The 12350-nt window shown below is 69.6% G+C and carries 10 protein-coding genes; 8 read left to right on the top strand and 2 right to left on the bottom strand.

The features are described 5' to 3' along the window. Positions 1 to 225: 225 nt before the first annotated feature. From kdpF to HUT18_RS00560, 6 genes are all read left to right on the top strand, one after another. Positions 226 to 315: a K(+)-transporting ATPase subunit F gene (kdpF, locus tag HUT18_RS00585; RefSeq protein ID WP_018533641.1), complete on the top strand. Its 90-nt coding sequence runs from the start codon at positions 226 to 228 to the stop codon at positions 313 to 315. 8 nt (positions 316 to 323) lie between these two features. Next, positions 324 to 1985: a potassium-transporting ATPase subunit KdpA gene (gene kdpA, locus HUT18_RS00580; protein WP_176096791.1), complete on the top strand. Its 1662-nt coding sequence runs from the start codon at positions 324 to 326 to the stop codon at positions 1983 to 1985. Further along, positions 1985 to 4120 carry a potassium-transporting ATPase subunit KdpB gene (kdpB, locus tag HUT18_RS00575; protein ID WP_176096789.1) on the top strand — a complete coding sequence of 712 codons (2136 nt, stop codon included), beginning with the start codon at positions 1985 to 1987 and terminating at the stop codon, positions 4118 to 4120. Before kdpA ends, kdpB begins: the two co-directional genes overlap by 1 nt. Before the next feature lie 5 nt (positions 4121 to 4125). Further along, complete coding sequence (locus tag HUT18_RS00570) at positions 4126 to 4794, top strand: potassium-transporting ATPase subunit C (protein ID WP_176096787.1); 669 nt, start codon at positions 4126 to 4128, stop codon at positions 4792 to 4794. 133 nt (positions 4795 to 4927) lie between these two features. Beyond that, entirely contained in the window at positions 4928 to 5611 is a 684-nt protein-coding gene (locus HUT18_RS00565; RefSeq protein ID WP_176096785.1) for a response regulator, read from the top strand. A gap of 12 nt (positions 5612 to 5623) precedes the next feature. Continuing rightward, entirely contained in the window at positions 5624 to 8167 is a 2544-nt protein-coding gene (locus HUT18_RS00560) for an ATP-binding protein (protein ID WP_176096783.1), read from the top strand. A gap of 4 nt (positions 8168 to 8171) precedes the next feature. Here HUT18_RS00560 and HUT18_RS00555 read toward each other — a convergent pair whose 3' ends face one another. Continuing rightward, positions 8172 to 8738, bottom strand: a complete 567-nt coding sequence (locus tag HUT18_RS00555) for a universal stress protein (RefSeq protein WP_176096781.1) — start codon at positions 8736 to 8738, stop codon at positions 8172 to 8174. A gap of 324 nt (positions 8739 to 9062) precedes the next feature. Between HUT18_RS00555 and HUT18_RS00550 the strand changes: the two genes are divergently transcribed. Both HUT18_RS00550 and lysA read left to right on the top strand, forming a co-directional pair. Further along, positions 9063 to 9410, top strand: coding sequence for an SAV_915 family protein (locus tag HUT18_RS00550; protein WP_176096779.1), 348 nt, complete (start codon positions 9063 to 9065; stop codon positions 9408 to 9410). A 13-nt stretch (positions 9411 to 9423) separates the two neighbouring features. Beyond that, positions 9424 to 10761, top strand: a complete 1338-nt coding sequence (lysA, locus tag HUT18_RS00545) for a diaminopimelate decarboxylase (RefSeq protein WP_176096778.1) — start codon at positions 9424 to 9426, stop codon at positions 10759 to 10761. 10 nt (positions 10762 to 10771) lie between these two features. Here lysA and HUT18_RS00540 read toward each other — a convergent pair whose 3' ends face one another. After that, entirely contained in the window at positions 10772 to 12052 is a 1281-nt protein-coding gene (locus tag HUT18_RS00540; RefSeq protein ID WP_176096776.1) for an aromatic acid exporter family protein, read from the bottom strand. Positions 12053 to 12350: the final 298 nt, after the last annotated feature.

Raw genomic sequence — 12350 nt, 5'->3', positions numbered from 1 at the left:
GGCCAGGACTCGTAAGAACCCCGTCAAAGCCGTCGGGGCCTCCGTAAGGGAGGTGTCAACGAGCGATCCGATCCGGCCAAGAGGGGTTTTCCTCTAGTCGTCCCTATCCATCGAGTTCCAACGAACCTCACCTCAGGAGTTCGCGATGGCCGATCTGGCCTTCGTCGTCACCACGCTCGCGGTATTCGCACTGGTGGCTCTCGTCGCCAAGGGGGTGACGAAGCTGTGACCGCCGAAAACATCGTCGGCCTCGTCGTGGCCGTCGCCCTGCTCGGCTATCTCGTCCTCGCCCTGATCTACCCGGAGAGGTTCTGAGAGCAGATATGGGTCCCGTACTGGCAGGCGTGCTCCAGCTGCTCGCCCTGATAGGCGCGCTGGCGCTCGTCCACGTCCCCCTCGGCAACTACATGGCCAGGGTCTACTCCTCGAAGAAGCACCTTCGCGTCGAGAAGTGGATCTACAAGGGCATTGGTGCCAACCCCGACACCGAGATGACCTGGCCCGCGTATCTGCGCGGCGTCCTCGCCTTCTCGGCGGTCGGTGTCCTCTTCCTCTACCTGCTGCAGCGGCTGCAGGGCGTCCTTCCCGGTTCGCTGGGCTTCAAGGCGATCGACTCGGACCAGGCGTTCAACACGGCGGCCTCGTTCGTCACCAACACCAACTGGCAGTCGTACTACGGCGAACAGGCCATGGGCCACGTCGTGCAGACCGCCGGCCTTGCCGTGCAGAACTTCGTCTCGGCGGCGGTCGGCATGGCCGTCGCGGTGGCGCTGGTGCGCGGCTTCGCGCGCTCGCGCGGTGGTGAGCTCGGCAACTTCTGGTCGGACCTGGTGCGCGGGGTCACCCGCATCCTGCTGCCGCTGGCCTTCGTCGCCGCGATCGTGCTGGTCGCCTGCGGCGTGATCCAGAACTTCTCCGGCATCCACGAGGTCGGCCAGTTCCTGGGCGGCACGCAGGAGTGGAACGGCGGCGCGGTCGCCTCGCAGGAGGCGATCAAGGAGATCGGCACCAACGGCGGCGGTTACTTCAACGCCAACAGTGCCCACCCCTTCGAGAACCCCACCCCGTTCACGAACCTGTTCGAGATCTTCCTGATCCTCGTCGTCCCGTTCTCCCTGACCCGCAGCTTCGGCGTCATGGTCGGCTCGGTGAAGCAGGGCTACGCGATCCTCGCCACGATGGGCGTGATCTGGCTCGGCTTCACGGCGCTGATGATGTGGACCGAATTCGCGCACCACGGCCCGGCGTTCGAGGCCGCGGGCGGCGCGACGGAGGGCAAGGAGGTCCGCTTCGGTGTCGGCGGCTCGTCGATCTTCGCGGTCGCCACCACGCTCACCTCCACCGGCGCGGTGGACTCCTTCCACTCCTCCTACACCGGTCTCGGCGGCGGCATCACCATGCTCGGCATGATGCTGGGCGAGATCGCGCCCGGCGGTGTGGGCTCGGGCCTCTACGGCATGCTGATCATGGCGATCATCGCGGTGTTCATCGCCGGCCTGATGGTCGGCCGTACGCCCGAGTACCTCGGCAAGAAGATCGGCACCCGCGAGATCAAGCTCGCCGCCTGCTACATCCTGGTCACCCCGGCGCTCGTGCTCGGCTTCACCGCCGCCGCCATGGCCCTGGACACCCCGGCGAACTCGATGACCAACAGCGGGGCGCACGGATTCTCCGAGATCCTCTACGCCTACACCTCCGCCGCCAACAACAACGGCTCCGCATTCGCCGGTCTGAACGCGGACACCCAGTGGTTCAACTCGACGCTCGGCATCGCGATGCTGCTCGGCCGGTTCGTCCCGATGGTGTTCGTCCTCGCGCTGGCGGGCTCGCTCGCCCAGCAGCGGCCCGTGCCGCAGACGGCGGGCACCCTGCGTACCGAAAAGCCGCTGTTCACCGGTCTGTTGGTGGGCGCGATCATGATCATCACCGGTCTCACGTACTTCCCGGCCCTCGCCCTGGGCCCGCTCGCGGAAGGACTGGCGTGATGACCACACGTATCCAGAAGCCAGAGGACTCCATGTCCACAGTCAGTCCCACCCGGGCGCCGCACAGCGACGTCCCCACCGGGCACAAAGCCACCGAGGACCGTGTGGGTGCGGGCCTCTTCGACCCCAAGCAGCTGATCAAGTCGCTGCCGGACGCCTTCCGCAAGCTCGACCCGCGGGTGATGGTCAAGTCGCCCGTGATGTTCGTGGTGTGGATCGGCTCCGTGCTGACCACGGTCTTCTCCTTCACGGACCCGGGCGACTGGTTCGGCTGGGTGATCAGCGCCTGGCTGTGGCTGACCGTGATCTTCGCCAACCTGGCGGAGGCGGTGGCCGAGGGCCGTGGCAAGGCGCAGGCCGACACCCTGCGCAAGGCCAAGACGGACACCGTCGCCCGCCGGCTGCGCGCCGACGGCTCGGAAGAGCAGGTCCCCGGCACCGAGCTGCGGATCGGCGACCTCGTGGTCTGCGAGGCCGGCGACACCATCCCCGGCGACGGTGACGTCGTCGAGGGTGTCGCGTCCGTGGACGAGTCGGCGATCACCGGTGAGTCGGCGCCGGTCATCCGTGAGTCCGGCGGCGACCGCTCGGCGGTCACCGGCGGTACGAAGGTCCTCTCCGACCGCATCGTCGTCAAGGTGACGACGAAGCCGGGCGAGACCTTCATCGACCGGATGATCAACCTGGTCGAGGGCGCGGCCCGGCAGAAGACGCCGAACGAGATCGCGCTGAACATCCTCCTCGCGTCGCTGACGATCGTCTTCCTGCTCGCCTGTGCCACGCTGCCGCCGTTCGCCAACTACGCGGGTACGGACCTGTCGCTGGTGGTGCTCGTCGCCCTGCTGGTGTGTCTGATTCCCACGACCATCGGCGCACTGCTGTCGGCGATCGGCATCGCGGGCATGGACCGGCTCGTGCAGCGCAACGTCCTCGCCATGTCGGGCCGCGCCGTGGAGGCCGCGGGCGACGTGTCGACCCTGCTGCTCGACAAGACCGGCACCATCACGCTCGGCAACCGGCAGGCCGCCGAGTTCGTGCCGGTGCGCGGGGTGACGGAGGCCGAGGTCGCGAACGCCGCACAGCTCTCGTCCCTGGCCGACGAGACTCCCGAGGGCCGCTCCATCGTCGTCCTGGCGAAGGAGAAGTACGGACTGCGGGAGCGCCGTCAGGGGGAGTTGGCGGGCGCCGACTGGATCGAGTTCACGGCCCAGACCCGGATGTCGGGAGTCGACGTGGACGGGCACCGGGTCCGCAAGGGCGCGGCCGGTTCGGTCATCGCCTGGGTCCAGGAGCACGGTGGCACCGTCGCGGAGGACGCGGACGGCATCGCCAACCGCATCTCCCAGGCGGGCGGCACTCCACTGCTCGTCGCGGTGGAGGACGAGCGGGGCGCCCGCGTCCTGGGCGTCATCCACCTGAAGGACGTCGTCAAGGAGGGCATGCGGGAGCGGTTCGAGGAACTGCGCCGTATGGGCATCAAGACGGTCATGATCACGGGTGACAACCCGCTGACGGCCAAGGCGATAGCCGAAGAGGCGGGCGTGGACGACTTCCTCGCGGAGGCCACGCCCGAGGACAAGATGGCGCTCATCAAGCGGGAGCAGGCGGGCGGAAAGCTGGTCGCCATGACCGGTGACGGCACGAACGACGCCCCCGCGCTCGCCCAGGCCGACGTCGGCGTGGCCATGAACACCGGTACCTCGGCCGCCAAGGAGGCCGGGAACATGGTGGATCTGGACTCCAACCCGACGAAGCTGATCGAGATCGTCGAGATCGGCAAGCAGTTGCTGATCACGCGCGGTGCGCTGACCACGTTCTCCATCGCCAACGACGTGGCCAAGTACTTCGCGATCATCCCCGCGTTGTTCGCGGCCGTGTACCCGGGCCTGGACAAGCTCAACGTCATGGGGCTGTCCTCGCCGGACTCCGCGATCCTGTCCGCGGTCATCTTCAACGCGCTGATCATCATCGCGCTGGTGCCGCTCTCCCTGAAGGGCGTGCAGTACCGGCCGGTGAGCGCGGACCGCATGCTGCGGCGCAACCTCACCATCTACGGCATCGGCGGGCTGATCGCGCCGTTCATCGGCATCAAGGTCATCGACATGATCCTCTCTCTCATCCCCGGAATCGGTTGATCGTCATGCGCAACTCGGTAACGAACACCGCCCGGTTGCTCGGGGCGGGCCTGCGGGCCCTGCTCGTGCTGACCCTGGTGACGGGCGTCATCTATCCGCTGGCGGTCACAGGCATCGCACAGGGGCTGTTCCACGACAAGGCGAACGGCTCCGAGATCAAGTCGGACGGCAAGGTCGTCGGCTCCTCCCTGATCGGGCAGTCGTACAACCTGCCGCTGAAGAAGGGGCAGGAGACCGCGGACCCGGACCTCAAGTGGTTCCAGGGCCGTCCGCAGAACGGCCTCGGCACCAACAGCGTCAACACCCAGTACGAGCTCATCCTGTCCGGCGCGACCAACCGGTCCGGCGACAACGAAGAGCTCATTCAATGGGTGAAGGACGCCAAGGCCGCCGTCGTCAAGGTGAACTCCGTTCCCGGCCACACGGTCGAGCCGTCCGACGTTCCCGCGGACGCGGTGACGTCCTCCGGCTCCGGACTCGACCCGCACATCTCCCCGCGGTACGCGGACATCCAGGTCCACCGGGTCGCCCAGAAGAACGGGCTGCCGGTGGACAAGGTGGAGAAGCTGGTCGACGAGCACACCGACGGCCGCACCCTCGGCTTCATCGGCGAACCGCAGGTGAACGTCCTGGAGCTCAACATCGCGCTCAAGGAACTCGTCGCGAAGAACTGACGAGCCGCGCGAACCGTACGGGAGTCGGCGGATCCGGAAGGCATCCCGGATCCGCCGACTCCCGCCGCCGTGAAGCCGGTTGCCCCGGCTCGGGGCATGCACAGTCCCACGTACGACAGGAGAGACACACCCCATGACCAGGGTGCTCGTGGTGGAGGACGACCCGCAGTTGGTGCGGGCCCTTGTCATCAACTTGGAGGCACGCCACTACGGTGTCGATGCCGCCACCGACGGGGCCACGGCCCTGCGGCTCGCTGCCGAGGGGCAGCCGGAGGTGGTGCTCCTGGACCTGGGCCTGCCCGACATGGACGGTGTCGACGTCATCAAGGCCCTGCGCGGCTGGTCCCGGGTGCCGGTCCTGGTGCTCTCCGCCCGTCAGGGTTCGGACCAGAAGGTGACCGCGCTCGACGTCGGCGCCGACGACTACATCACCAAGCCGTTCAGCATGAACGAACTCGTCGCCCGCCTGCGGGCCGCCGTGCGCCGTACCGGGGACACCCCGCACGTCACGGGGACCGTGCTGGTCGAGACGGACGACTTCTTCATCGACCTGGTCGCCCGGCGGGTTGTCAAGGACGGGTGGGACGTGCGGCTGACCCCCACCGAGTGGCACCTGCTCGAGATCCTGGTGACCAACGCGGGCCGCCTGATCACCCAGCAGCACCTGCTCCAAGAGGTGTGGGGCGTCTCGCAGCGCAGCAAAACCAACTATCTGCGCGTCTACATGGCCCAGTTGCGACGCAAACTGGAGAGGGACCCCTCTCACCCCCGTTATCTGATCACCGAGCCCGGCATGGGCTACCGGTTCGAAGCCTGACCAAGGGACGACATGGCACGCGGCAAGCTCCGGATCTACCTCGGCGCGGCCCCCGGCGTGGGCAAGACCTACGCCATGCTGTCGGAGGCACACCGCCGTACCGAGCGGGGCACCGACTGCGTGGTCGCCCTGGGGGAGCACCATTCCAGGCCCCGCACCGAGGTGATGCTGCACGGCCTGGAACAGATTCCGCGCAGGGAGATCGAGTACCGGGGCGGCGTCTTCACCGAGATGGACGTGGACGCCGTGCTGCGGCGTGCCCCCGCCGTCGCCCTGGTCGACGAACTCGCGCACACCAACGTCCCCGGCTCCCGCAACACCAAGCGCTGGCAGGACGTCGAGGAACTGCTCGCCGCCGGGATCAACGTCATCTCCACCGTCAACATCCAGCACCTGGAATCGCTGGGCGACGTGGTCGAGTCGATCACCGGGGTGCGGCAGCGCGAGACCGTACCCGACGAGGTCGTACGCCGTGCCGACCAGATCGAGTTGGTCGACATGTCGCCCGAGGCGCTGCGCCGTCGCATGGCCCACGGCAACGTCTACAAGCCGGACAAGGTGGACGCTGCCCTCGCCAACTACTTCCGGCCGGGCAACCTGACGGCCTTGCGCGAACTGGCGCTGCTGTGGGTGGCGGACCGGGTCGACGCGTATCTCACCGAGTACCGCAGCGAGCACCACGTCTCCGCCATCTGGGGCTCGCGCGAGCGCATCGTCGTCGGTCTGACCGGCGGTCCCGAGGGGCGCACCCTGATACGCCGGGCAGCCCGCCTCGCGGAGAAGGGCGCGGGCGGTGAGGTGCTCGCCGTCTTCATCTCCCGCAGCGACGGCCTCACAGCGGCCTCCCCGAAGGAACTGGCCCTCCAGCGGACCCTGGTGGAGGACCTGGGCGGCACCTTCCACCAGGTGCTGGGCGACGACATCCCGGCCGCCCTGCTGGACTTCGCCCGCGGTGTCAACGCCACCCAGATCGTGCTGGGTGTCTCCCGGCGCCGGAGCTGGCAGTACGTGTTCGGCCCCGGAGTCGGCGCCACGGTCGCCCGCGAATCGGGCCCCGATCTCGACGTCCACCTGATCACGCACGACGAGGTGGGCAAGGGCCGTGGCCTGCCGCTGGCGGGCGGAGCGCGGCTCGGACGGTCAAGGGTCGCCTGCGGCTGGGCAGTTGGGGTGCTCGGACCGGTCCTGCTGACCTGGCTCCTCACCAGCGTCACCGCGGATGTCGGCCTCGCCAACGACATGCTGCTGTTCCTGGCCCTGACAGTGGCGGCGGCTCTGCTCGGCGGGCTCCTCCCGGCGCTGGCCTCCGCCCTGGTGGGCTCCCTGCTGCTCAACTGGTACTTCACATCGCCCGTTCACACCCTGACGGTGGCCGACCCCGAGAACATCGTCGCCATCGTGATCTTCATCGGGGTCGCCGTGTCGGTGGCCTCGGTGGTGGACCTGGCCGCCCGCCGCACCCACCTGGCGTCCCGGCTGCGTGCCGAATCGGAGATCCTGTCCTTCCTCGCGGGCAACGTCCTGCGCGGCGAGACCACACTGGACGCGCTCCTGGAACGGGTCCGCGAGACCTTCGGCATGGAGTCGGTGGCTCTGCTCGAACGGACCGGCGAGACGGCTCCGTGGACCTGCGTCGGCAGTGTGGGAGACGGGCCTGCCGGGGTCCCGGAGGACGCGGACGTCGACGTACCGGTCGGCGACCACCTGGCCCTGTCCCTGCGCGGCCGGGTCCTGCCGGCCGCCGACCGCAGAGTGCTCGCCGCGTTCGGCGCGCAGGCCGCCGTCGTCCTCGACCGCCAGCGCTTGCAGCGCGAGGCCGACCGGGCCGGGGAACTGGCAGAGGGCAATCGGATACGGACTGCCCTGCTCGCCGCCGTCAGCCACGATCTGCGCACCCCGCTCGCCGGCATCAAGGCCTCCGTCACCTCGCTGCGCTCCGACGACATCGACTGGTCCGAACAGGACCGGGCGGAGTTGCTGGAGGCCATCGAGGACGGCGCCGACCGGCTCGACCAACTGGTCGGGAATCTCCTCGACATGTCCCGACTGCAGACCGGCACCGTCACCCCCATCATCCGGGAGACCGACCTCGACGAGGTCGTCCCCATGGCGCTGGGCGGGGTGCCGGAGGGCAGCGTCGAACTGGACATCCCCGAAACCCTGCCCATGGTGCACGTCGACCGCGGGCTGCTGGAAAGGGCCGTCGCCAACGTCGTCGAGAACGCCGTCAAGTACAGCCCGCCCGGCGAGCAGGTCCTCGTCTCGGCGAGCGTCCTCGCCGACCGCGTCGAGGTCCGGGTCGTGGACCGGGGTCCCGGTGTGCCGGACGTGGCCAAGGACCGTATTTTCGAACCCTTCCAGCGGTACGGCGACTCTCCCCGCGGGGTCGGCGTGGGCCTCGGCCTCGCCGTCGCACGCGGCTTCGCCGAAGCCCTCGGCGGCACGCTCCACGCCGAGGACACACCCGGCGGTGGTCTCACGATGGTGCTCGCCGTGCGCACCGCGCCGCAGCGGCGGCCCGAGCAGCCGGATCAGGCGGCGGCCGTCACGTCCTGAGAGCTCAGGCATCGGGCGGCGCGGCCGAGAACTCCCTCTCCACATGGCCGCTGTCCAGTCGCAGCCGCCAGGTGTTGCGACGGTGCCGGGCCGTGAGCGCGGACTCGAGCGCGGGCGGCGGTACCGCGAGGACGGGGCAGACGGCGTGGGCGAGGCAGTAGCGGCTCACCGACGGCCACAGCGCACGGTGCAGCCGGCTGTGCTGTCCGGCGCCGATGACGAGGAGGTCGTTCTCCCGGTCGGCGATCTGTACCAGCGCCCGCCCCGGCGCGCCCCGGGCCACCAGCGCCCGACCGGGCAGCCTCAGGCCCGTACCGGCGAACACGTCACCCAGGGCCTTCAGCAGCCTGTCCCGTGCGAGTTGCTCCAACTCCTCCGGGACGAAGGCCGATTCCGTGGTACCGCGGATGGCGAAGTCCCCGCCGGGCGGCTCCCAGGCCAGCACCGGCCACAGCTCGGTTCCCCGGTACCGGGCCTCTTCCGCTGCCCGACCCAGAGCGGCGAGGCTGCCGGGGGAGCCACTGACCCCCACCACGACGCGAGCGGTCGAGGACGTGCGGGACTCGGACATCGCTTTCACCGTTCTGCCCAGGTCGACCGGAGAGTGCCGGTCGTCAACCTTCGTGGAACCGCATCCATCTCACTGCCGTCCCGAGTCCTGCGGAAAGCCGGTGACCCAGTTCTTGGCACCCTTCTGACGGTCCTTTTGAAGCCTTCTCGAGCCGCCGCAAGCATCCCGTCAAAGCCGGGCGGATCGCCGTCAGCGTCCCGTCAGGACACTCCCGGAAGCCGGGGGCGGCGGGCATAGCGTCCATGAGTGAGCCCCGGTCCGCCTCCCCGCGTCCGGGGCGTTCAAGGCCCCTTGCCCACCGCATCTTCCTCTGGGAGGAACTCCATGCCGGAACTCCAGTACGGCGACGACCCCGAACCTTCCGATCGCTCCCCGGCCGGACCTCTCTACGTTCCCGTCCGGCCGGGTCCCTCCGGGTGTGCGGCCCGGATCTTCCGCACACCGCCCGGTGAACGTACGGCCGTCGGCTTCACCTCCGAGGACAGGCTGACCGCCACGCTCGGCCCGGACCAGCCGTGGATTCGTCTCGCCGAGCCCGCCCTGCGCGCGCTGACCGGCCCGCTCGGCATCACCGCCGTCACGGTGGATCCACTGCTCAGCGCCCCGGCTCCCGCGCGGACCGTGTCCCCGATCCTCGCTTCGGCACCCACCCGCGCGCTGCGGACCGTTTGAGAAGGGCAGACACATGACCACCGTTCACGAACCGGCTGCCGCGGCAGTCACGTCCGCAGAGCTGTCGGTGTGGCCCGCCTCGACCACCGAGACCCTGCCCGGCGACCTCTCGGTGGCCGGCGTATCGCTGGCGAGCGTCGCCGAGCGCTTCGGCACACCGGTGTACGTCCTGGACGAGGCCGAGGTCCGCGACCGTTGCCGCACCTACCGGGACGCCTTCCCCGACGCCGAAGTGCTGTACGCGGCCAAGGCGTTCCTGTGCCGGGCCGTCGCCCACTGGATGGCCGAGGAGGGCCTCGGCCTCGACGTCTGCTCCGCCGGTGAACTCGAACTGGCCGTCACCACCGGCTTCCCACCGGAACGCATCGTGCTGCACGGCAACGCCAAGTCCCCGCGCGACCTGGAAACCGCCCTGCGCCTGCGCGTCGGACGCATCGTCGTCGACAGCCCCTCGGAGATCGCGCGGCTGGCCGCCGCCGTCGGCCGGGACGCGCGGCAGAAGGTGATGGTCCGGGTCGTCCCCGGCATCAGCGCCGGTGGCCACGAGAAGATCCGCACGGGCACGGACGACCAGAAGTTCGGCCTGTCCATCGCGGACGGCTACGCACAGCACGCCATCGCCCGCATACTCGACCAGCCGCAACTCGAACTCACCGGCCTGCACTGCCACTTGGGTTCCCAGATCACCAGCGTCAAGCCCTACCTCGTCGCCGTCCGGCGCATGGTCGGCCTGATGGCCCGGCTGTACGAACACCACGGTCTGATCCTGCCGGAACTCGACCTCGGCGGCGGCCACGGCATCGCCTACCGGCCCGGCGAGAAGGCCCTGGACCTCACGGCGCTGGCCCGCAAGGTCCGAGCCGAACTCGCCGAAGCCTGCGCCACGGCCTCAATCCCCGTACCCCGCCTGCTCATTGAGCCGGGACGGGCGATCGTGGGACCCGCGGGTGTCGCGCTGTACCACGTGCTGTCCGTGAAACACACGGGCGAGCACACCTTCGTGGCCGTCGACGGCGGCATGAGCGACAACCCGCGCCCGGCCCTGTACGGCGTCCGCTACGCCCCTCGGCTCATCGGCCGCGCGAGCACCGCGGCCCCGGCCCGGGTCACCGTGGTCGGTCGCCACTGCGAGGCGGGCGACGTCCTGGCCACCGACGTGGCACTCCCCGCCGACGTACGCCCCGGCGACGTGCTCGCCGTTCCGGTGGCCGGCGCGTACCACGTGTCGATGGCCTCCGGCTACAACCTGGTGGGCCGCCCACCCGTGGCCGCCGTACGCGACGGGCACGCCCGGCTCCTGATCCGCCGTGAGTCCATGGAGGACATTCGTAGCCGCGACGTGGGGCTGTAGACGTGGTGCCCTAGCTCCGCCGCGCGCCCCCCAGCAGCCTCGGCCGGCCGCGCCAGCGTTTGCGCAGCCAGCGCTGGCAGGCCGCCAGGCGGGGGAGTTGTTCGTGCAGGAGCTGGGCGCTGCGGTCGAGTTCCTCCATCAGGCGGCGGGAGCGGTGTTCCATGTCGAGTTCGTCGAGGATGCGGTCGAGCTCCGTGAGCAGGGCGCCGTGCAACTGCCACTGGCGCGGGTCGTCGCGGACGATCTCCAGGAGGAGTTCGGCCACTTGCTCGCGCTTGGTCGCGGCCGCTTCCAGTTCGGACACCAGCCGGTCCTCGGCGGTCTGGGACTCCTCGCTGGTCTGGGTGGTCACCAGTACGGAGAAGCTGACCACCGCGTCTCCTACGTGACCGAACAGCTCCCGCATCGCCAGCGAGACCCGCGGCGCGAGGAGACGCTCCTCGTCGCGTTCCTTGGCGAGGTCGGTGAGGGTACGGGCGATCACGCGCAGGACGACGACGCAGATCTCCAGGGTGTCGAGTCCGGTCCGCAGTACGACGCGGTGCAGTCTGCCCTCACGTACCCGCGGATTCATGCGCAGGCTGTCCTCGGCCTGTCGCAGGGAGGCGTCCACCTCGGAGATGTCGTGGTCCAGGCGGCGCGCTTCGTGCAGGCGTTCGGCGGCCTCGGGCCACGACGTCGTCTCGTCGAGCTGTTCGCCGAGGACCCTCAGCAGGCTGCGCATCCGGCGGGCCAGGTCCTGGATGGAGTCGGTCGCGGTCTCCACCCACAGCGGCGGCGCGAAGAACAGGTTGAACGCCAGCCCGGTCAGCGCGCCGATCAGGGTTTCCACCACCCGGTCCCAGGCGCTGGAGGCGACCCGGGTGACCCCGAGCACGAGCATCGCGCTGATCGCGACCTCGGGGACGAACTCGTTGGCGCGTACGAACGGTCCGATGGTGAGTGAGGCCAGGATGATCAGCGCGAGGCTCCACCAGCTCAGTCCCACCAACGCGCTGAAGCCGATCGCGATCAGGACCCCGGCCACCACCGCGTTGATACGGCGGATGCTCATCTTCACCGTCGCGTACAGCGTCACCTGGACCACGAGCAGCGCGGTGAGCGGCGCGGTCAGCGGCACCGGCTCGCGGCTCAGACGCAGCGCGATGACGTACGCGATGGTCGCGGCGGTGGTGGCGCGCAGCGTCTGGGCGACGACGGGATGCCGGAGCTTGTTCACCAGCGGGGTCTCGCTCAGGAAGCGCCGCACTGGGCCTGCGACCCGGTCCCACAGGGGAGGAAGTCTCTCCATTGTCACTTTCCTGAGCGGCTGGCCTTCCCAGCAACCTGCTGAATGTTCCAGCGGCGGCGGTCCGGCAAACCGGGTGCCGGGCAGGTGGACCCGGACGCGCGCGGAACTTGCCCCGTGTGCGGGAGACGGACGGGCACCGCGGGGCATGGCTCTGAGGGGCAGTGAAGTCTCGCCCGCTCGCGCCGAAGCCCGCGCACGTCGACGGTGGTACGCACGGCCGGGCGCGCAAACCGCCGCCGCGCGCCCGCGCCCGTACCCGTCTCCCTGTCCGTGCCCGCCCGGATGGCCACCGCCCAGA

Source organism: Streptomyces sp. NA04227, from assembly GCF_013364195.1.
Classification (GTDB): Bacteria; Actinomycetota; Actinomycetes; order Streptomycetales; family Streptomycetaceae; genus Streptomyces.
The sequence above is the reverse complement of the archived record's forward strand: the minus strand, read 5'-3'. Positions and strand labels throughout refer to the sequence as shown.

Coding starts and splice junctions, on each gene's coding strand:
- kdpA (WP_176096791.1), top strand. CDS start 324: ATGGGTCCCGTACTGGCAGGCGTGCTCCAGCTGCTCGCCCTGATAGGC.
- kdpB (WP_176096789.1), top strand. CDS start 1,985: ATGACCACACGTATCCAGAAGCCAGAGGACTCCATGTCCACAGTCAGT.
- HUT18_RS00570 (WP_176096787.1), top strand. CDS start 4,126: ATGCGCAACTCGGTAACGAACACCGCCCGGTTGCTCGGGGCGGGCCTG.
- HUT18_RS00565 (WP_176096785.1), top strand. CDS start 4,928: ATGACCAGGGTGCTCGTGGTGGAGGACGACCCGCAGTTGGTGCGGGCC.
- HUT18_RS00560 (WP_176096783.1), top strand. CDS start 5,624: ATGGCACGCGGCAAGCTCCGGATCTACCTCGGCGCGGCCCCCGGCGTG.
- HUT18_RS00555 (WP_176096781.1), bottom strand. CDS start 8,738: ATGTCCGAGTCCCGCACGTCCTCGACCGCTCGCGTCGTGGTGGGGGTC.
- HUT18_RS00550 (WP_176096779.1), top strand. CDS start 9,063: ATGCCGGAACTCCAGTACGGCGACGACCCCGAACCTTCCGATCGCTCC.
- lysA (WP_176096778.1), top strand. CDS start 9,424: ATGACCACCGTTCACGAACCGGCTGCCGCGGCAGTCACGTCCGCAGAG.
- HUT18_RS00540 (WP_176096776.1), bottom strand. CDS start 12,052: ATGGAGAGACTTCCTCCCCTGTGGGACCGGGTCGCAGGCCCAGTGCGG.